The organism is Herbaspirillum sp. GW822-FHT03A08 (genome assembly GCF_058801885.1).
Genome location: NZ_JBXANR010000001.1, coordinates 94,187 through 113,565, shown reverse-complemented (window position 1 = coordinate 113,565; position 19,379 = coordinate 94,187). Strand labels below are relative to the sequence as shown.

20 protein-coding genes are annotated in these 19,379 nt (G+C 57.3%); 16 read left to right on the top strand and 4 right to left on the bottom strand.

Translation table 11 applies throughout. The features are described from left to right. The first annotated feature begins 63 nt into the window (after positions 1–63). Positions 64–1,014 carry a DMT family transporter gene (locus tag AC1RN6_RS00590; protein WP_493002279.1) on the top strand — a complete coding sequence of 317 codons (951 nt, stop codon included), beginning with the start codon at positions 64–66 and terminating at the stop codon, positions 1,012–1,014. Positions 1,015–1,037: 23 nt separating this feature from the next. On the opposite strand, the gene AC1RN6_RS00585 is transcribed toward AC1RN6_RS00590, so the two are convergent. Beyond that, positions 1,038–1,832 carry a helix-turn-helix transcriptional regulator gene (locus AC1RN6_RS00585; RefSeq protein ID WP_493002277.1) on the bottom strand — a complete coding sequence of 265 codons (795 nt, stop codon included), beginning with the start codon at positions 1,830–1,832 and terminating at the stop codon, positions 1,038–1,040. 206 nt (positions 1,833–2,038) lie between these two features. Between AC1RN6_RS00585 and AC1RN6_RS00580 the strand changes: the two genes are divergently transcribed. The 3 genes from AC1RN6_RS00580 to pbpG all read left to right on the top strand — a co-directional run bounded on the left by AC1RN6_RS00580 (position 2,039) and on the right by pbpG (position 5,111). Beyond that, complete coding sequence (locus AC1RN6_RS00580) at positions 2,039–2,800, top strand: class I SAM-dependent methyltransferase (RefSeq protein WP_493002276.1); 762 nt, start codon at positions 2,039–2,041, stop codon at positions 2,798–2,800. A 115-nt stretch (positions 2,801–2,915) separates the two neighbouring features. Further along, positions 2,916–3,848 (top strand): DMT family transporter, encoded by a 933-nt coding sequence (locus AC1RN6_RS00575; RefSeq protein WP_493002275.1) that lies wholly within the window; start codon positions 2,916–2,918, stop codon positions 3,846–3,848. 144 nt (positions 3,849–3,992) lie between these two features. Continuing rightward, positions 3,993–5,111: a D-alanyl-D-alanine endopeptidase gene (gene pbpG, locus AC1RN6_RS00570; protein WP_493002274.1), complete on the top strand. Its 1,119-nt coding sequence runs from the start codon at positions 3,993–3,995 to the stop codon at positions 5,109–5,111. A gap of 108 nt (positions 5,112–5,219) precedes the next feature. On the opposite strand, the gene AC1RN6_RS00565 is transcribed toward pbpG, so the two are convergent. Then, complete coding sequence (locus AC1RN6_RS00565; protein ID WP_493002272.1) at positions 5,220–6,014, bottom strand: IclR family transcriptional regulator; 795 nt, start codon at positions 6,012–6,014, stop codon at positions 5,220–5,222. Positions 6,015–6,438: 424 nt separating this feature from the next. Here AC1RN6_RS00565 and AC1RN6_RS00560 point away from each other — a divergent pair, with 424 nt between their 5' ends. The 9 genes from AC1RN6_RS00560 (at position 6,439) to AC1RN6_RS00520 (ending at position 14,063) form a co-directional block, all read left to right on the top strand. After that, a complete protein-coding gene (locus AC1RN6_RS00560) occupies positions 6,439–7,452 on the top strand; it encodes a sulfate ABC transporter substrate-binding protein (protein ID WP_007878290.1) in 1,014 nt (337 codons plus the stop codon). Positions 7,453–7,534: 82 nt separating this feature from the next. Then, on the top strand, positions 7,535–8,125 hold the full coding sequence (gene ssuE, locus AC1RN6_RS00555) for an NADPH-dependent FMN reductase (RefSeq protein WP_493002271.1): 591 nt from the start codon (positions 7,535–7,537) through the stop codon (positions 8,123–8,125). Between the two features lie 104 nt (positions 8,126–8,229). After that, the gene (locus tag AC1RN6_RS00550) at positions 8,230–9,198 is read left to right on the top strand and encodes a sulfonate ABC transporter substrate-binding protein (protein ID WP_493002270.1); all 969 of its coding nucleotides are present in this window, start codon (positions 8,230–8,232) and stop codon (positions 9,196–9,198) included. Positions 9,199–9,280: 82 nt separating this feature from the next. Continuing rightward, positions 9,281–10,477, top strand: a complete 1,197-nt coding sequence (gene ssuD / locus AC1RN6_RS00545; protein ID WP_493002269.1) for an FMNH2-dependent alkanesulfonate monooxygenase — start codon at positions 9,281–9,283, stop codon at positions 10,475–10,477. Positions 10,478–10,486: 9 nt separating this feature from the next. Then, on the top strand, positions 10,487–11,344 hold the full coding sequence (ssuC, locus tag AC1RN6_RS00540; RefSeq protein WP_493002267.1) for an aliphatic sulfonate ABC transporter permease SsuC: 858 nt from the start codon (positions 10,487–10,489) through the stop codon (positions 11,342–11,344). A 14-nt stretch (positions 11,345–11,358) separates the two neighbouring features. After that, positions 11,359–12,204 carry an ATP-binding cassette domain-containing protein gene (locus AC1RN6_RS00535; RefSeq protein ID WP_493003475.1) on the top strand — a complete coding sequence of 282 codons (846 nt, stop codon included), beginning with the start codon at positions 11,359–11,361 and terminating at the stop codon, positions 12,202–12,204. 45 nt (positions 12,205–12,249) lie between these two features. Next, positions 12,250–12,465 carry a TOBE domain-containing protein gene (locus AC1RN6_RS00530; RefSeq protein ID WP_007884497.1) on the top strand — a complete coding sequence of 72 codons (216 nt, stop codon included), beginning with the start codon at positions 12,250–12,252 and terminating at the stop codon, positions 12,463–12,465. A 139-nt stretch (positions 12,466–12,604) separates the two neighbouring features. Beyond that, a complete protein-coding gene (locus AC1RN6_RS00525; protein ID WP_493002266.1) occupies positions 12,605–13,465 on the top strand; it encodes an EAL domain-containing protein in 861 nt (286 codons plus the stop codon). A gap of 1 nt (position 13,466) precedes the next feature. Further along, positions 13,467–14,063, top strand: coding sequence for an RBBP9/YdeN family alpha/beta hydrolase (locus AC1RN6_RS00520; RefSeq protein WP_493002265.1), 597 nt, complete (start codon positions 13,467–13,469; stop codon positions 14,061–14,063). A gap of 281 nt (positions 14,064–14,344) precedes the next feature. Here the strand turns inward: AC1RN6_RS00520 and AC1RN6_RS00515 are convergent, their stop codons facing one another. Further along, complete coding sequence (locus AC1RN6_RS00515; RefSeq protein ID WP_493002263.1) at positions 14,345–15,100, bottom strand: SDR family NAD(P)-dependent oxidoreductase; 756 nt, start codon at positions 15,098–15,100, stop codon at positions 14,345–14,347. Then, the gene (locus AC1RN6_RS00510) at positions 15,093–15,251 is read right to left on the bottom strand and encodes a hypothetical protein (RefSeq protein ID WP_493002262.1); all 159 of its coding nucleotides are present in this window, start codon (positions 15,249–15,251) and stop codon (positions 15,093–15,095) included. The genes AC1RN6_RS00515 and AC1RN6_RS00510 overlap by 8 nt, the downstream gene beginning before the upstream one ends. Here AC1RN6_RS00510 and AC1RN6_RS00505 point away from each other — a divergent pair. The 3 genes from AC1RN6_RS00505 (at position 15,250) to AC1RN6_RS00495 (ending at position 19,243) form a co-directional block, all read left to right on the top strand. Then, the gene (locus AC1RN6_RS00505; RefSeq protein WP_493002261.1) at positions 15,250–16,140 is read left to right on the top strand and encodes an AraC family transcriptional regulator; all 891 of its coding nucleotides are present in this window, start codon (positions 15,250–15,252) and stop codon (positions 16,138–16,140) included. The two genes, AC1RN6_RS00510 and AC1RN6_RS00505, sit on opposite strands and share 2 nt — an antisense overlap. 530 nt (positions 16,141–16,670) lie before the next feature. Then, a complete protein-coding gene (locus AC1RN6_RS00500; protein ID WP_493002260.1) occupies positions 16,671–17,183 on the top strand; it encodes a DUF3304 domain-containing protein in 513 nt (170 codons plus the stop codon). Positions 17,184–17,185: 2 nt separating this feature from the next. Then, positions 17,186–19,243 (top strand): T6SS phospholipase effector Tle1-like catalytic domain-containing protein, encoded by a 2,058-nt coding sequence (locus tag AC1RN6_RS00495; protein WP_493002259.1) that lies wholly within the window; start codon positions 17,186–17,188, stop codon positions 19,241–19,243. Positions 19,244–19,379 lie beyond the last annotated feature (136 nt).

Sequence of the window (19,379 nt, the reverse complement as noted above, 5' to 3'; positions counted from 1 at the left end):
ATGATGTGAGCCTGCCGTACAGAGCGTTCCGGCGGAGACACCAGGCAGCCGTTTTGGATAATCATGATTCGCGTCACCACCGGTAGTCGGCCCGATATTCAGTCCGATATTCAGTCCGACACCCCGCAGGACAAGCGGTCCTGGCATCCCCGGTTGCTCAATCTCGTGCCGCTGGCATTTGTGCTGATCTGGAGCACAGGCTTCATCGTTGCCAAGTTCGGTCTGCCTTATGCGCCGCCGCTGACTTTCCTTATCCTGCGCTTTATCGGCGTGCTGCTGTTTTTGCTGCCGCTGGTGTGGGTGTTGCGCGCGCCATGGCCGCGCGGCAAGCAGGCTGTGCATATCGCCATCTCTGGCATGCTCTTGCATGCAGCTTATCTGGGTGGTGTCTGGACAGCAATCAAGCTGGGCATGCCCGCCGGACTCAGTGCGTTGATCGTGGGTTTGCAACCGGTCTTGACCGCCTTTGCAGCGCCGTTCGTCGGCGAGCGCGTCAAAGGACGGCAGTGGCTGGGATTGGGGCTGGGCTTGTGTGGCGTGGGGCTGGTGGTCGCCAACAAGATTTCATTGATCGGCTTGTCGTGGACGGCGATCTGGTTGTGCGTGATGGCACTCGTTGCCATTACGATCGGCACGCTGTATCAAAAGCGGTTTTGCGCGCACTTCGATTTGCGCACCGGCACCATCATTCAATTCATTGCGTCCGCACTGGTGTTGTTGCCGTTCGCGATTTTCGTCGAGGATTTCAGTCTCGACCTCCATACGGTCACGTGGACGTCGCATTTTATCGGCGCGTTGCTGTGGTCCATCCTTGCCTTGTCGATCGGCGCGATTTTCCTCTTGTTCGCCTTGATCCGCCGTAGCGCGGCAACGCAAGTCACCAGTCTGCTTTACCTGACGCCGCCGACCACAGCGGTGATGGCATGGCTGATGTTCGGCGAAGCGTTCAGCATGGTGGGTATTGCCGGCATGGTGATTGCGGTGATCGGTGTCGCCTTCGTCGTCAGAAAATAAAGCGAATCGAAAGCGAAGCAAAATCAGGCCGGCATCAGTGTAATCAGCTTGAGATCCGGCCGATTCGCCACGCGAAAATTTACTTGCTGATATGTCAAGGTTCCGCGTACCGGATGCTGGAATAAACGTTCGCCGCCTTCGCGTTCCACCACGTCCTGCAAACTCCATGCGCGTTTGAACAGACTGCTGCGTGAAGACAGCTCTTCGACCATCTGCTTGATCTGGGGATCGTCCAGGTATTGTCCGCAATCTGCCCGAAATTCGCCAACCAGGCGGCGCGCACGCTGTTCCCAATCCGTAATCAACTCCTGCGACGCCGTCGTGCAAAAGGTGAAGTAGAGCAGGTTGCTGCTTTCGCTTTTAGGACTCAGCCAGCCGGTGAATAAATTCTTGGCGGGGACGTTGCAGGCCAGCGCATTCCAATAGCGATCCAGTACATAAGCCGGCTGGCGAAAATTGCGCACTACATCCAGAATTTCCGGCGCCACGATTTCTGCGTGGTCGTCCTGATGCACGGGATCTTTCTTTTCCGCCAACTCGAACAGATAAGCACGCTTGGCGCGCGGCAGGTGCAGGGCATCTGCAATACGCGACAAGGCCTGCGGCGAGATGGAGTCGGTGCGTCCTTGTTCTATCCACGTATACCAGGTCACGCTGATGCCGCATAACTGCGCCACTTCTTCGCGGCGCAACCCTGGCGTGCGGCGGCGTGTGCCATGCGACAGATGACTGAGGCCGGCCAGCGCCGGCGAGGTTTGCTCGCGCTGCGATTTGATGAATTCGCCGAGTGCTTTGCGTTTGATGTCTTCGTTTGGCATGAGATCCAGGTAGGGTGCTGATCGTCGGATGGGCATTCCGTAGCGCCCAGAGTATGGCAAAACTTGAGGCCTAAGGTAGTAGTAATTCGATCAAGTCTATTGGTTTTAATAATAGTATAAACACTGGTCTTGTACCAGAATGCACGATCGCTAAACTAGCACTTCCCAGCTGTTTTTATTAACTCTTCCCCCATCAGGAGCCAGGAATGCGTAGCCATAACCAAGTCATCTCAGAACAATTCGGTACCACCGCAGCGTCGTATCTGACCAGCGCCGTACATGCCCAGGGCGCAGATCTGCAAGACCTCGCGGCTTACGCTGCGGCATATCCGCAAGCGCGCGTGCTGGATCTGGGGTGTGGCGGCGGCCATGCCAGCTTTGCCGTCGCGCCGTTTGCGGCGCAAGTCGTTGCTTATGACTTGTCGGCGCAAATGCTGGAAGTGGTGCGCATTGCGGCAGAAGACCGCAAGTTGCCGAATATCGAAATCCAGCAGGGCAGCGCAGATAGCTTGCCGTTTGCTGATGCGACATTTGATGTTGTCTGCACCCGTTTCAGCGCGCACCACTGGCGCAATCTGCCGCAGGCCTTAAAGGAAGCGGCGCGGGTATTGAAGCAGGGCGGCCGCTTCATTGTCATCGATACTGCCGCACCGGCAGATGTCCTGGCCGACACCTACATGCAAGCCATCGAGTTGTTGCGCGACACTTCGCACGTCCGCAATGTCAGCATGACGTCGTGGAAGAAACTGATCGCCCAGACCGGCTTGCAGGTGGAGTTTTCCAAGAGCTGGAAACTGACGCTGGAGTTTTCTTCCTGGGTAGCGCGCATGCGTACGTCGCCTGAGCACATCACCGCCATTCAGTCGCTGTGGCGTGCGGCGCCGGCCGAGGTGCGGGATTATTTCCATGTCGGCGACGACTATTCCTTCGACATCGACACCGTGCTGGTCGAGGCGATCAAGAAGTGATGCCCGGTAAATAATATAAATCACGACCTAAATCCACCCCAATAATATATTGGACCAAGGATGAGGCGGCGCTTAAGCTGGCGGCATTTCTTCACACGCCAGTCTTCGCCAGCCTATGAGAGCCCCGCGCTCATCCAGTTCATCCGCCATCCTTGCCGTGTTGGCGCTCGCCACGGCAGCGTTGTTCTGGGCCGGCAATATGCTGGTCGGCAAAGCGCTCAATCAGCAAGTCGCGCCCATGGCACTGGCATTTTGGCGCTGGGTGCTGATTCTGGTCATTCTGGCGCCGTTTGTGCTGCGCGACGTAATGCGGCATTGGCTGGCGATCCGAGCAGCATTACCTTTGCTGGCCCTGTTGGCATTGCTGGGCACCGGCTTGTACAACGCGCTGATTTTCGGCGCCTTGCACTTCACCAGCGCAACCAATGCCGCCTTGCTCAATTCATCGATTCCCGTCTGGACCTTGCTGCTGTCGGTGTTGTTGCATCAGCGTCGTCCCGGCCGCATGGAACTGGCCGGCGTGATCGTGTCGCTCTATGGCGTGGCGATAATCATCAGCCATGGTTCATTCGCCGGCCTGGCGAGTTTTCAACTCAATCGTGGCGACGGCTGGATGCTGGTTGCGATGGTGATGTGGAGTCTGTATCTGCTGCTGTTGCCGCGACGTCCGCGCGCCTTGCCGAGCTTCGCTTATCTGTGGGTGACGGGAGTGATCGGATTGATCGCATTAACTTTTGTAATGCTCGTCAACGGAGGTGGGCAGGCGTTCGTTATACCGCTCAATCAAAGCAGTTTGGCCGGTGTGTTTTATCTGGCGGTGTTCCCTAGCATTCTGGCAACGCTGGTATGCAATTACGGCATAGACCGTATCGGTTCCGTCAGGGCATCTCAATGCGTTCATCTGGTACCGGTATTCGCATCTGTTATCGCGATGGCGTGCCTCGGAGAGACGTTACACTGGTATCATGCTTTAGGTTTTATTTTCGTACTGGCGGGTCTGGTTATAGCAAATTACAGGGGTATCGCGACACAGAAAAAAGTCGCGTAGGTTTCCAAAAAGTAAAATAAAGCGCATTTCTCAAGAAAGTTGTTTAAAAAGTTGCGCTAACTACCTAATTATCTTGCGATTTTTCCTCGATTTGCTACACTGCCAACAGTTTCTTGTATGTATCAATCAGGGGGAGGTTCACCAATGCTTAAATCTGCGCTAGCTGTCGTTACTACGCTACTTTTCGTGGTGGCCGGCATTTCTCCCGCACAGGCTCAAACGTCGGCCAATACCAAGAAAACAGTCGTTAAAAAGACCGTAGTCAAGCGAGTCGTCGTTAAACGACAAGCCGCTCCCAAGCGCGCAGCACCGCAAGCCTCCCTTGATCACCGCGAAAAACTCGTTAAAAAAGTTGCTTACGTGCACGGCAAACGCCGCGTCGTCTATCAGCGCGTCGCCGCGATGCCGACTGTACCGGTTGTTCCTCCAGTGATGACCGCCGGCGACATGGCCGGCCTGAACCTGACGCAAGATCCGCTGGCGCTGCGTTCCAACGTCGCACTGGTGATCGACCAGGCGAGTTCGCAAGTCCTGTTTGAAAAGAATTCCTCCGTTGCCTTGCCGATCGCATCCGTGACCAAGCTGATGACATCGCTGGTCGTGGTAGAAGCGCGTCAGAACATGGAAGAGACATTGACCGTCACCGATGACGACGTCGATCGTCAAAAACACAGCAGCTCCCGCCTGCGCGTGGGTGCGCAATTGTCGCGTGACGACATGCTGCACATCGCACTGATGAGCTCTGAAAACCGCGCGGCATCGGCACTGGGCCGCAACTATCCGGGTGGTCTGCCCGCATTCGTTGCTGCGATGAACGCCAAGGCGCGCTCGCTGGGCATGATGGATACACACTACGTTGATTCGACCGGCCTTTCCAGCAACAACGTCGCCAGCGCACGCGACCTCGCCAAGCTGGTGGTCGCTGCTTACAACTATCCGGTCATTCGCCAATACTCGACCGACGCCAAGTACATGGTCGAGCCTAGCGGTCACGCTCTGCAATACGCCAGCTCCAATCGTCTGGTTGCCAGCAAGGACTGGGATATCGGCCTGCAAAAAACCGGTTACATCAACGAAGCAGGTCACTGCCTGGTCATGCTCACCAAGATCGAAGGCCGTTCGGTGGTGATGGTGTTCCTCGATTCCAAGGGCAAGCTGTCGCACGTCGGCGATGCGGCGCGCATGCGCAAATGGCTGTCCGAGCAAGGTCCGCAAAATCTGACGCGTGTGAATCTGCGCGGCGGGCGTGCTGACGAAGGTTGATTTCAGATTACATCGGCTATCTTTCATACCCGATAAATAAAAAGGCGAACCGCGGTTCGCCTTTTTTATTGCCTGATTTTATTGTTTGTTTCGGACTACGCTATGTGATCAAGCCGCGCCATCCTGCTGGCTCACGAAACCCAATGCAGAGGAAATCTGCGCCGCGGTCGTGATCAGATCCTCAACCCAGTCTTCCTGCAGGCGATCCGCCGGCGCCGAAATCGATAATCCCGCCACCAGCTTGCCGGAGTCGTCACGGATGCCGGCTGCCATACAGCGTACGCCCAGTTCCAACTCTTCATTGTCGCGCGCATAGCCTAGTGCGCGCACCATGCTCAGTTCGCGTTCCAGCTTACTGAGGTCAGTGATCGAATTCTTGTTGTGCCCGGCCAGTCCGGTGCGCGTTGCGTAAGCACGCACCGCCTTGGGGTCGTCAATCGAAAGGAACAGCTTGCCGGTCGACGTCAGGTGCAAGGGTGCACGGCCGCCGATGGCACGCACCACCTGCATGCCGGAGCGTTCAGAGAAGGAGCGGTCGATGTACACGATCTCATCGCTCTGACGAACCGACAGGTTGATCGTTTGATGCGTCTTGCGGTGCAGGGCGCGCATGAAGTCTAGCGCAGCTTCGCGCACGCTGAGACGGCTCTTGACGATGTTGCCCAGCTCGAGCAAACGCATCCCAAGACGATACGTGCCCGGCTCGGAACGGTCGACGAAACGCTTCACCACCAGATCGTTGAGGATGCGGTGAGCGGTGGAAGGGTGTAGTTTGGTCGCAGCCGACAATTCCTTCAGACTGACCGGATCCGGATACATTGCCAGAGCGTCCAGCAGAGACACCATGCGCTCAATGACCTGAATCGATATCGCGCCTGTCTCGTCTTGGGCTTCTTTTTTCATATCAGTGTTTGATGCATTGCAATACGTTCTTTATACCACATTGTGAAACACAGAAGAAGGCAGTGCGCTACAACAAGGCGTTTACGGGTGTTTCCAGTAGTTTTACCGGCGTCAAAATGAAACGACCTTGCATAGGTGCGATATGTGCAAGGTAGTTTCAGCCGGTATGGCCGGCACCGGAATTTGATCCAGTTGAATGTCACCTCGTGGTTGAAGAGCTGCGAAGCGATGCTCAAAGCTATATTGCTGCCAGTGATTCCTTTATACGAATTTGATATGAACAAGCCGGCTCTATATTCAGCGGCATTGCGATTGCATATCTGTTTTTCGCATATTGAGAGAAGAAAGTATTCGTTCGTTTTTCCTTGCTCACTCATTAATCTGTGACCTCCAGAACAAAACTGAACCAAGAGGGATGCAGATCATGTTGAAAAAGTTTATCAAGTCGGTTGCGGTGGCAGCCTTGTTTTCGCAGGTCGTGCCGCTGGCGCACGCCGCAGATATCTCGTTGCTGAATGTTTCCTACGATCCGACTCGCGAACTCTACGCCGACTATAACAAGGCTTTCGCCAAGTATTGGAAAGCCAAGACCGGCGACAACGTGACCATCAAGGCATCCCACGGCGGCTCGGGCAAGCAAGGCCGCTCGGTTATTGACGGTATCGACGCCGACGTCGTTACGCTGGCACTGGCCTACGACATCGATGAAATCTCCGAAAAAGCCAAGCTGCTGCCAGCCGACTGGCAAAAGCGTCTCGATCATAATAGCTCGCCGTACACCTCGACCATCGTGTTCCTGGTGCGCAAGGGCAACCCTAAGCACATCAAGGATTGGGACGATCTGATCAAGCCGGGTGTCTCGGTGATCACACCAAATCCTAAGACTTCCGGCGGCGCACGCTGGAACTATCTGGCAGCCTGGGCCTACGCCTTGAAGAAGGGCGGCAATGACGCCGCAGCGCGCGACTATATCTCCAAGCTGTTCAAGAACGTGCCGGTGCTGGATTCCGGCGCCCGCGGCGCCACCATCAGCTTCGTTGAACGCGGCCTGGGCGACGTCCTGCTGGCGTGGGAAAACGAAGCCCTGATCTCGCTCAAGGAGTGGGGCCCGGACAAGTTTGACGTCATCACGCCGTCGATCTCGATTCTGGCGGAACCGCCTGTCGCAGTGGTCGACAAGGTCGTCGATCGCCGCGGCACCCGCAAGGTTGCTGAAGAATATCTGAAGCATCTGTACTCCGACGAAGGCCAGGAAATCATCGCCAAGAACTACTACCGTCCGATCAATCCGAAGATCGCTGCGAAGTACGCCTCGCAATATCCGAAGGTCAATCTGATTACCGTCGACAACACCTTCGGCGGCTGGCAAAAGGCGCAGAAGGATCACTTCTCCGACGGCGGCAGTTTCGATCAGCTGTACGTGCCGAACAAGAAGTAAGTATGTAATCAATGCATTACATCTCCGGAAATCCGCCTGGCGATTTCCGGAGCCATCACCAGATTTATCCTTTGAGTTGACCATGACGATTCTCTTGCTGGCTGGTAGTCCTTCAGCGCCATCCCGCTCCACCCGTTTGCTGCATCACGTCGGCGAAAAGCTGGCCGCGCTGGGGCACCGATATTCCAAACTGGATGTGCGCGATTTGCCGGGGCAGGCATTGATCCGGGCCGATTTCAACGACGCCGAAATCAAGGCCGCGCTGGCCCGCGTCGAAGAAGCTTCGGCCGTCGTCGTGGCCACGCCAGTGTACAAAGCGGCTTACAGCGGCGCACTGAAAGCCTTCCTCGATTTGTTGCCGCAGTTCGGCCTGACCAACAAGCTGGTGTTGCCGCTGGCCACCGGCGGCAGCCAGTCGCACATGCTGGCCCTCGATTACGCCTTGCGTCCGGTGTTGTCGTCGTTGAATCCCAAGCATGTCCTGCCGAGCATTTATGCGACGGAAGCGCAGGTCACCTGGTCGGAGCAAGATGGCCTCGTGCTCGATGCACCGATCGTGGCGCGCGTGCAGGAAGGCGTTGAACAACTGTCGAGCAGCCTGATTGCCTTGCACAAGACCGCGCCGGGCGAATTTACCGATGTCCCGTTTTCGCAGATCCGATGTAGCGTGTAGTCGTTAAGCGCCACACAGAATTTCATTACTGACGCCTCAGAAATCGATGTCCGCGTTAAGGGCGGAGGGGCATTGTTACGCCAAAAAACTATTCGGGAAACAACATGAGTTCACAACATCGTATTACCAGACGCCGTACTTTGAGTTTGCTGTCGGCGCTGACAATCGCCGCCGCCAGTCTGAGCATCGGCAACGTCGCCTTGGCGCAATCCAAACCGGTTCTGCGCATCGGCTATCAAAAGGCTGCCAGCACGCTGGTGCTGCTCAAGGCGCATGGCTCGCTGGAAAAACGTCTGCAGGCGCAAGGCGTGGAAGTGAAATGGGCTGAGTTCGCCGCCGGTCCGCAATTGCTGGAAGCATTGAATGTCGGCTCGGTTGACTTCGGCTATGTCGGCGAAGCGCCGCCGGTATTTGCACAAGCAGCGGGGGCCAATTTCGTCTACACCGCGTACGAAATACCGACACCGAATGCCGAAGGCTTGCTGGTGCAAAAAGATTCGCCGATCAAGACCGTCGCCGAACTCAAGGGCAAGAAGATCGCCTTCAACAAAGGTTCCGACGTGCATTGGCTGGTCGTTGCCTTGCTGAAGAAAGCTGGTTTGACTTACAGCGACATTCAACCCGTTTATCTGGCGCCTGCCGATGCGCGCGCCGCATTTGAAAAAGGCGCCGTCGACGCCTGGGCCATCTGGGATCCGTTCCAGGCCGCCGCCGAGAAGCAAATCAGTGCACGCCGTCTGGCGACAGGCGTCGGTGCCGTCAGTCATCACCAGTTCTTCCTGAGCGCGCGTCCGTTTGCTGAAAAGAACGGCGAGATCCTCAAAGTCCTGCTGGAAGAAATCACCAAAGAAGGCCAGTGGATCCGCGCCAACACCAAGGAAGCCGCCGCACAACTGGCGCCGATTCAAGGTCTGGATCCTGACGTCATCGAAGTCAGCCTGAAGCGCTACGAGCACATCTTCAAGCCGGTAGACGCCAAGGTGCTGGAGGAGCAGCAACGCATCGCCGATGCCTTCTTCGAGCTGAAGCTGATCCCGAAAAAACTGAACGTCAAGGAAGCGGTGCTGAAGTAATCCTGGCGATGCGCCGTGCCCGCAAGGGCATGGTGCAATCCGGATCCGGCACGGTGTTGAATATTATTGATTGGAGTCTGCAATGAATGTTTTCTGGTTTCTCCCCACACATGGCGACAGCCGCTACCTCGGCACCTCAGAAGGCGGCCGCCGCGTCAGCCACGACTATCTGAAGCAAGTTGCGGTCGCCGCCGACACGCTCGGCTACGACGGCGTGCTGCTGCCGACGGGGCGATCCTGTGAAGACGCCTGGGTGACAGCATCCAGTCTGATTGCAGAAACCAAACAATTGAAATTTCTGGTTGCCGTTCGCCCGGGCCTGAGCGCACCGACCTTGTCCGCACGTATGGCTGCGACCTTCGACCGTCTGTCCGGCGGACGTCTGCTGGTCAACGTCGTCACCGGCGGCGATCCGGCGGAGCAAGAGAGCGACGGCATCTTCGGCACCCACAAGGAACGCTACGAAATTTCCGACGAATTTCTCAAGATATGGCGTGAAGTCTTGACCAAGACCCACACCGGTGAAGAGACCAATTTTGAAGGCAAGCATCTGAGCGTCAAGGGCGCCAAGGCCATCTATCCGCCGATCCAGACGCCATATCCGCCGTTGTACTTCGGTGGTTCGTCCGATGAAGCCATTGATCTGGCGGCGGAACAAGTCGACGTCTATCTGACCTGGGGCGAACCGCCTGCCGCCATCGCAGAAAAAATCGCCAAGGTGCGTGCCCGCGCCGAAAAGGCCGGCCGCAAACTGCGCTTCGGCATTCGCTTCCATGTCATCGTTCGTGAAACCAACGAAGCCGCCTGGCGCGCTGCGGATGAACTGATCAGCAAGCTCGACGACGAGACCATCGAAAAGGCGCAGAAGTCGTTTGCCAAGATGGACTCGGAAGGTCAGCGCCGCATGGCGGCGCTGCACGGCGGCAAACGCGACAAGCTTGAAGTCAGCCCGAATCTGTGGGCCGGCGTCGGCCTGGTGCGCGGCGGCGCCGGTACTGCACTGGTCGGGGACGGTCCGACCGTGGCGGCGCGCATGAAGGAATATGCCGATCTGGGTGTCGACACCTTCATCTTGTCGGGCTACCCGCATCTGGAAGAGTCTTACCGTTTTGCCGAGCTGGTGTTCCCGCTGCTGCCGCGCAAGCAGAAAGAAGATCTGCCGGGCTTCAACATCACCGGACCATTCGGCGAGATCGTGGCCAATACCCACGTGCCATCGGCGCCCAAGGCAACGGCAGCCAAGCAAGAGTCGCAAGAACTTCGCGTCTCCGAAAGCTGAGGAATCGACATGAGTGCAGGCATCACAAGTTCGGGCGTGGCGGACGCAGTAGCAGTTACTACATCCGCTACGCCGGCCAAATCGGTACGCAAGAGCGAACGCGGCCACAGCTTCGGCCGTAAGCAACTGGCATCGTGGGCTTTGCCGGTCGGACTGATCGTCTTCTGGCAAATCGCTGCCCAGGCGGGTTGGCTGTCCAGCCGCATTTTGCCGGAACCGTTCGCTGTTTTGCGTGCAGCATGGCATCTTGCGGTGACCGGCGAGTTGTGGGTTCATCTGGGCGTGAGCACTGGACGCGCGGCTTCCGGTTTTGCCGTCGGCGGTGGACTGGGGCTGCTGTTGGGCTTGTTGACCGGCACCTTCCGTCAAGCCGAGACCTTGCTCGATACCACTTTGCAGATGGTACGCAATATTCCGGCGCTGGCGCTGATTCCGCTGGTGATTCTGTGGTTCGGCATTGACGAGACGTCGAAACTGTTTCTGGTTTCGGTCGGCGTGTTCTTTCCGATTTATCTCAATACCTTTCACGGCATCCGCTCGGTCGACAAAGGACTGATCGAAATGGCCAAGAGCTACGGCCTGTCGGGCTGGCCTCTGTATCGCGACGTGATCCTGCCGGGCGCCTTGCCCTCGATTCTGGTCGGCGTGCGTTTTGCGCTGGGCTTGGTATGGGTGCTGCTGATTGTTGCTGAAACGATTTCGGCGCAGGCGGGTATCGGCTACATGACCATGAATGCACGTGAGTTTCTGCAGACCGATGTCGTGCTGGTCGGCATTCTGCTCTATGCCTTGCTGGGCAAGCTGGCCGACGTGCTGGCGCGCGGCCTGGAAAAATTCTGGTTGCGCTGGCATCCGGGTTACCAATGAAAGAGGGTGACATGATGCAAAACAATCACGTGGAAACCACAGAAGTAAAAAATGCCGCTGAGCGCAAGCCAGGCCAGGTGCGCGGTGTTCGCGTCGCGGCCAAGGCGCTGTCCAAATCCTACGGCGGCCGCGAAGTGCTGAAGTCGGTTGAGCTGGACGTCAAGCCGGGCGAGTTCGTCGCCATCGTCGGCCGCAGCGGCTGCGGCAAGAGTACTCTGCTGCGTCTGATCGCCAAACTGGAAACAGCCACCAGCGGCGACATCGCCTTCGCTCAGGATGGACATCAACCTGAGACGCGCATCATGTTCCAGGACTCGCGCCTGTTGCCATGGAAGCGCGTGCTCAACAACGTCGCACTCGGCTTGCCGAAAGCGGCGCTGGCGTCGGCGGCGCAAGCCTTGCGCCAGGTCGGTCTGGAAGAGCGCGGCGGCGAGTGGCCTGCGGTGCTGTCCGGCGGACAGCGTCAACGCGTCGCCCTGGCCCGCGCACTGGTGCACGATCCGGAATTGCTGCTGCTCGATGAACCGCTGGGCGCGCTGGATGCGCTCACCCGTATCGAGATGCAGCAACTGATCGAATCGCTGTGGCAAAAGCGTGGCTTCACCGCCGTGCTGGTGACCCACGATGTCCAGGAAGCGATTGCGCTGGCGGATCGCGTGGTGCTGATCGAAGACGGCCGTATCACGCTCGATCAGACCATCGACCTGCCGCGTCCGCGTGCCCGCGGCAACCTTGCCTTCGCCCAGATCGAAGAAGCCATTCTGTCGCGCGTGCTGCAACATCCGGCCAGTGCGCCGGACAGCACGCTCGGCGATATCTCACTGCAAAAGAGCGTCAGCCAGGTGCAGTGGGCCATTTGATTTATCCCTTTTATTTTTTAACCGCAGTCCCTCAAGGAGCAAAGCATGACCATTCAAGCCATCAACGTTCGTAACCAATTCAAGGGCAAAGTAAAAGCCATCATCGAGGGATCCGTTGTCTCCGAAGTCGATGTCGAGACGCCAGCCGGTATCGTCACCTCCGTCATCACCACACGCTCGGTCAAGGACCTGGGTCTGGTGATCGGCAGCGAAGTAGTGGCACTGGTCAAGGCGACCGAAGTATCGATCGCCAAACTCTGATTCTGGCTGCATCTTTAGAGCGGCTGACAAAACGCCGATGGCAAGGCGCGCCGACGAAGACAGTACGAAAGTACGGCTAGGAGAAGCAACGCCGGCAGCGGCGTTTTGTTAGCCGCTCTTTATTGCATTGGAGCCATTGATGAAGTATCAAGCCCTGGAAAAATATCTTGCTCGTCTCAACGGCTCCGTCAGGGAAGAGTCCAGGGTGTGGCTGGATGCGGAAGGGCGGGCGCAAGGCAAGTATTTCAATACGACGCTGACGTCCGCCTTTCAACCGATACGAGCATTTGGCAGCACGGCGATTGCCGATGCCGGCATCGTGGCGCACGAAGGATTCGCGCGCAGCTATTCGGAAGACGACAGCGGCCTGCACCTGTGGCGCCTGCTCGATCAGGCTGCCAGCGATGACGAATCGGTCGAGCTGGACCGCTTGTGCCGCATGCTGCATTCCATCAATTTTTATCGCCAGGCGGAGGACAAGGTCAGTCTCCATCTGAGCGTGCACGCACGCCTGCTGGCGGCGGTCGACAGCAACCACGGGATTGCTTTCCGGCGCATCCTCAACATGCTGGAATTGCCGCACGAACAGATCGTGTTGCAAATGCCGGTGGTCACGCAGAACCAGCGCTGGTTGCTGAACTATGTGCTGGACAATTACCGGCGCAATGGATTCAAACTGGGCATCAGTGCAGCCGACGCGCGCGATGCGCTGGCCTTACTGGAGAAGGTCAAGCCCGATCTGATCAAGGTCGATGCGCGCGAGATCACGGATGAGCAAAGCACCGGGAAGCTTTTGCGCATCGCCGGTGAGCAGGATATCCGGGTGGTGTTCAAGCGTGTGGAAAACCCGGACGTGTTCACCAAATTGCAGGCATTCGGACAAGCTCTTTCGCTGCCGGTGTATGCTCAGGGCTATCTGTGGGATACGCCGAAATCGACGCTGGCTGCGCCAGCCGCACACGATTCGGCGACCGCACCCTCCGGCATCAAGGTGGCCTGATATGAGCGAGACGACTGCACTGCAAGCGAACCGGCGCCATTCACCGCGTCTGGCCGATTTTCGTGTGCTGGTCGTCCCGGGCTTGCATGGCAGTGGAGCTGAGCATTGGCAGTCACGCTGGCAGCGTCTTTATCCTTCTTTTGAACGTGTCGAGCAGGATCGCTGGGATACGCCGGATTTGCCGGTGTGGTCGCAACGCTTGCAGGATGTCTTGCAACGAGACGTCCGACCGACGCTGATCGTGGCGCACAGCTTTGGCTGTCTTACGACGGTGCATCGTGCTGCTGCTGATGCCGGGCTGATCGCGGGGGCTTTGCTGGTGGCGCCGGCTGATCCGGTCAAGTTTGCGGTGGCGGATTCCGTTCAGGTGGCGTTGCCATTTCCTTCGATTGTGGTGGGGAGCGGGGATGATCCCTGGATGACTGCTGAGCGGGCGCAGCATTGGGCGTCTGTGTGGGGGAGTGAGTTCGTTTATGCCGGGGAGGTGGGGCATATCAACTCGGACTCGGGGTTGGGGGATTGGGTTGAGGGGCAGGAGGTGTTGGGGCGGTTGGTTGCTCGGATCGCGTCTCCGGTCTCGGCTTCTGTCTCTGGCTGAGTTGTTTCTTCTTCTGTAATCGACTCCTTTCTTTCTCCGATCAAGCGTGGTTTGCCGGGGTAGTCCGGCGGCTACTCTCAAGCGGACTTCGAGACTGGCTTGCTTCGCATCGCCTTCAGGTACTGAGGTGATTCAATCTTCTCCGGCCTTATTTATTTCGTCGTTCCAACGCACAAGCTGGAACCCGGTTTCGTTGCGACGATTGAGTGACGCGCTGACGCCACCGGGTCCCAGCGTTCGCCGGGACGACGGGTTATGGCTGGAAGATTATCCGTCGCAACTCAAATCCCCTGACCACCCGACACTTCAATCCGCTGCGCCGTCACCCAGCGATTATCCTCCGACAGCAAACTCGCAATCATCGGTCCGATGTCGTCCGGCAGACCGACACGGCCAAGTGCTGTCATTCCTGCAAACAGTTTATTGATGTCCGGGTTGTCGCGGACCGCGCCGCCGCCGAAGTCGGTTTCGATGGCGCCGGGTGCGACCGTGTTGACGGCGATGCCGCGTGGGCCGAGTTCTTTGGCCATGTAACGGGTGAGTACCTCCACCGCGCCTTTGGCTGCCGCATAGGCGGCATAGCCGGGGAAGGAGGTACGGGTCAGGCCCGAAGACAGGTTGACGATGCGGCCGCCGTCGGCGATCAGGGGGAGCAGGGTCTGTGTCAGGAAGTAGACGCCCTTGAAGTGGACGTTGACCAGGCCGTCAAACTGGGCTTCGGTGGTCTGGCCGAGCAGGGCGTAGTCGCCGTGGCCGGCGTTGTTGACGATGTGGTCCAGGGTGTCGCGCGACCAGGTTTGGCGCAGGGTAGTGCGCAGGCTTTCGGCGAAGCCGTCGAAGGTGGCGACGTTGCCGGTATCAAGCCGGAGGGCGGCTGCCTTGCGGCCCATGGACTGGATTTCGGCGACGACGGCTTGTGCGTCTTCGCTGCGGCTTTGGTAGGTGACGATGACGTCGCCGCCGTGGCGGGCGATGCTTAATGCGGTGTTGCGGCCTAAGCCGCGGCTGGCGCCGGTAACGAGAGCTATTTTAGACATGATGCGCTTCCTTGATGATGAGATGCTGCGTGGATGGGAAGCCGCAGTATCGGATCCGGGCGGGGCGCATGGTTACCGGAAACTCGACGATCCTTGCCTGATCCTCCAAATGGGATGCGCGTTCGGCTGCGACGAGGTAGGCTTGCAGCATGACTACTTTACTCACTACCGTACATCGCTATGCCGAGTCCCACGCCGACAGGACCGGCTTGGCGCAGACGCCCATTGCCGGGCTGACGATCGTGCGTGCAACTGAGGTCAGCGATCTGCTATATGCGATTTCGCGACCGTTGATTTGTCTCGTCTTGCAAGGAGGCAAGCATGTCACGATGGGCGCGCAGGCGTTTTCGTTCTCCGCGGGGGATTCCTTGCTGATCACGGCGGATGTGCCGACGGTCAGTCAGATCACGCGCGCAAGCCTTGCTGCACCTTATCTGTCGCTGGTGATGGAGCTGGACCCGGCGGTCATCGCCGATCTGGCCATGCAGATGGATGTTGTCCGGGAAGACGGCGCGTTGCCGGTTCGTGTCGACCCCACGGACAGCGAAGTGGCCGATGCAGCATTACGGCTGATGCGTTTGCTTGATCGTCCGGCGTCGTTGCCGGTGTTGCATGTGCAACTGGTGCGCGAGTTTCACTATTGGCTGCTGGCCGGCAAGCATGGTGCGGCGATCCGGAGTCTGGGATGGCCGGATAGTCAGGCGCGCCGGGTGGCGCGTGTAGTTGAGGTGTTGCGTACCGATTTTGCACAACCCTTGCCGGTGGAGCGTCTGGCGGCGGTGGCGGGGATGAGTCCATCGTCGTTTCACCAGCACTTCCGCAACGTGACCTCTTTGTCGCCGCTACAGTTTCAAAAGCAGTTGCGTCTGATCGAGGCGAGGCGCTTGATGCTGTCGGAGGGGGTAAGCGCCAGCAGTGCGGCGTTCGCGGTTGGATATGCAAGCGTGCCGCAGTTCACGCGGGAATACGGCAGGATGTTCGGCCTGCCGCCGGTGAAGGATACGGAAGAAGCGAAGAGTAGGGTGCGTGCGTCTGCCTAAGAACGTGGTGATGATCTGTGAATGGCATCGTCAAGAATTCTTGACCGGAAAATTGCAAGCTGGCGTTGCGCCCCGAGCCTCTCGCGTGCGTTCCCATCTTATTATTCAAGCCCCCTTTTCAATATGCCGAGACCGTCGGAGCGAACAGTTTTTTGATAAGACATCTTCCACGGGCAGCCGGTGAGTTGCATATAGAAAACCTCGCAGAGCTATTCGTAAAATTTACTGTATCTGACCTCGTGCGCTTCTTCGCCTTTTCAAGCACGTGGACAATCTCTTCAAATTCCTTAGGGATCATATCGCTCATATAGAACGTGCATGTTCTGCTGCCAAGGACAATCACAAACATATTCTTGAATCCTGCTAACGACAAATTTTCCCGATAGCAGGCAGAAATACACTCTCCATATTTAACGAATTTTCCTGATTTTCTTGGGCCTGCAGCTGAGTGTGTGTTTACAACGCCCTTATCTTCGCGGACATTGGCAGGTTGTACTTTTCTCAAGGAATACGTTCTAAGGAAAACAACGATGACGATTAAAAAATTACTACTTCCACTACTACTATTCACAAGCATCTCTGCCTTGACTGCCTGCAATACGCCTTTGCCGGCGGTGCAGGAGAAGGCTGACACGATATCGTATGTGCCCATACCGAGGGAATATGTCTCGGTTTCTTGCGTGACACACGGCACCGGCTATATCCATTCCTTTTACATTGAGGAACCTGCATCAAGCAGTCGGTTGGGAGGCCGTGAAGCAGGAGGCACTAACTGCGGCGGCATCATCGCCGCCGGCTACGCTCTGCCCAAGACCTGGTTTCCGGGGATGAAAGTCAAGGTGCGCTGGAACCGTCCGATCAAAGGCGTGGATAGCTGGCATGAAAAGACGACCAATATCATGCGATATGACGAGGTGGGGACGATCTATGTTCACTTTTTCCCGGGGGACCAAGTGCGCGTAGTATCCGCACTCCCTTATCCAGAAAGCCTAAAGCATCCTATACCAGCCAATGCCACGGTCCCGCCACCGGAGGAGCAATAATCATGTACACACCAATTTATTCAGCTCCGACGACGATAGAGAACAACGCTGAGCAAGAAATGATGACGACAGAGCAGCAAGAGCGCGCCTTGGCCGATCTGCTCACAGAGCCACCCGTCTACAAATCCAACGGTCTTAGGATGCCTTCCTGCCAGTCGATGGTCAGAATTGGTCTGTTCTTCGACGGCACCAGTAACAACAAGTATCGGGATGAGCCCAAGCAGGAACATACCAATGTCGTCAAGCTGTTCAATGCGCACAAGGACGTCAGGGGCGAAGGTTTTCTGGACGATATGGACTGCTTCCGTTTCTATATCCCCGGTGTCGGCACCCGTTTTCCTGAAAATCAGGAGTGGAAAGAAACACAGGAAGGCAAGGCCATGGGCAAAGGTGGACAAGCGCGGATTTTGTACGGAATTCTAGAGATCTATAACGCTGTTCATCGCGCTTTTAACAGTGATCGACCACTGCTTTCACCACCTGAAATTACAGCCAAACTAAAAAGCTACACCCGCGACGTCGAAAGTAACTACGACAAGGAATACCCCGAACATGAGCGCCGCAAGCGGTGGTTCACAGAACTACGCGATGAGTTGAACGACAAGCTAAAAGCCCGGCGTGACATCATCCTCCAGCCGCGCATTCCCCTGATTCGCGTGGCCGTATTTGGTTTTTCACGCGGGGCGATTGAAGCGCGCAGTTTCTGCTACTGGCTGCACGCCGCGCTGGAAGAGAAATCAACGCTCGCTGGCATGCCCATCGAGATCAACTTCCTCGGCCTGTTCGACTCGGTCGCCTCGGTCGGCCTGCCGCATTCGGCGGCGCAAACCACGCCGTTCCGCTTTATCGACGGCCACTTCAGCTGGGCGGCAGAGACTTTGACGCCACTTCCATCGCTGGTCAAACAGACGGTGCACTACATTGCCGCGCACGAACAGCGCATGAACTTCCCGGTCACGCGCGTGCAGGGCAATAACGTGCAGGAAGTACTGTATCCCGGTGTGCATGCGGATGTCGGCGGCGGCTACTGTCCCAAGGAGCAAGGGCGTGGCATGACGATGGGGCAGATGGTGTCGCAGGTGCCGCTGCTGCATATGCACAAAATTGCGCGCCTGGCAGGCGTGCCCTTGGTGACCTATCGCCAGATGGATGCACGTCTGCAAAACGACTACGCCCTCAGTCCTGAGCTGGCCGCCAACTGGAACACCTACATGGCTGCCGGAGATTTCGCCGGAACGTATGAAAGTCAGGTACGCGAACACATGCGGATGTACTACCGATTTCGCTATCACTGGTTAGGCCGCATGGCGCAACTGCCGGCCTGCAAACGTGCCACTCCTCAAGAGCGGCAAGACATGGTCAGCTACGACGATCTGTTCAAGGGTGACATGGAATTGCTGCGTGAGCGCGCCAAGGGCGGCCCTCCAAGGAGGTACCGAGCCAACGGCGACGAAATCAAATTCTTTGCACCGGGCCACAGTCACATCGCCAACCGCGAACAGTTACTGCGCGCAGATATACGCCAAGCACCCGACGACAGGGAAGCGCTGGTGCTTCAGGTATTCGAAGAACAACGGGGCCAGTCCAAGGCCGAGGGCATCGCCTTGCTGGAAGAGCAGGTGCACGATTCGCTGGCGGGGTTCTATCTGGGTGGCTACATCAGCGCAGAAGAGAAGGCTGAGAAACTACGCACATGGCAGACCAAGCCGCCGTCGCGGGAAGATAGCTACAACTATCAGGCCTGGCAGAATTTTGAGAAGGCCAAGGCTAACAATCGCGAACTGCAAAAGATTCTGGACGATAAGGCTGCGTTGGCGACGCAGGCAGAGACCGCTCGTTTTAATGGTCGTTTGGGAGACATGGAAGATATACAGCGTGAAAGCGCCTTCACCGACAAAGAAGCCACCTTATTGACGCTAGATGCCAACGGTCAGCCTATCTTCCCCGTACAAAAGGACAGCGATGCGGGAGCATTGTGTAGTGTCCTTGTCGCTACGCAGACGGAGACTCTACGCGAAGGCGGTGGGTATCTGGTGCCGCGCTTTGTGTTCTTGCCATAACGACACGTTGTGACATGGGCTGGTACGATGCGTGAAAAGATTACCCAACCCAGCCGGATATTCACGAGCTGAGAGGGGATCGAAAAATGAGGCCGGCGCGCGCAAGAAGTGTTTTGGGCGCGCCTGTCTTTGATGT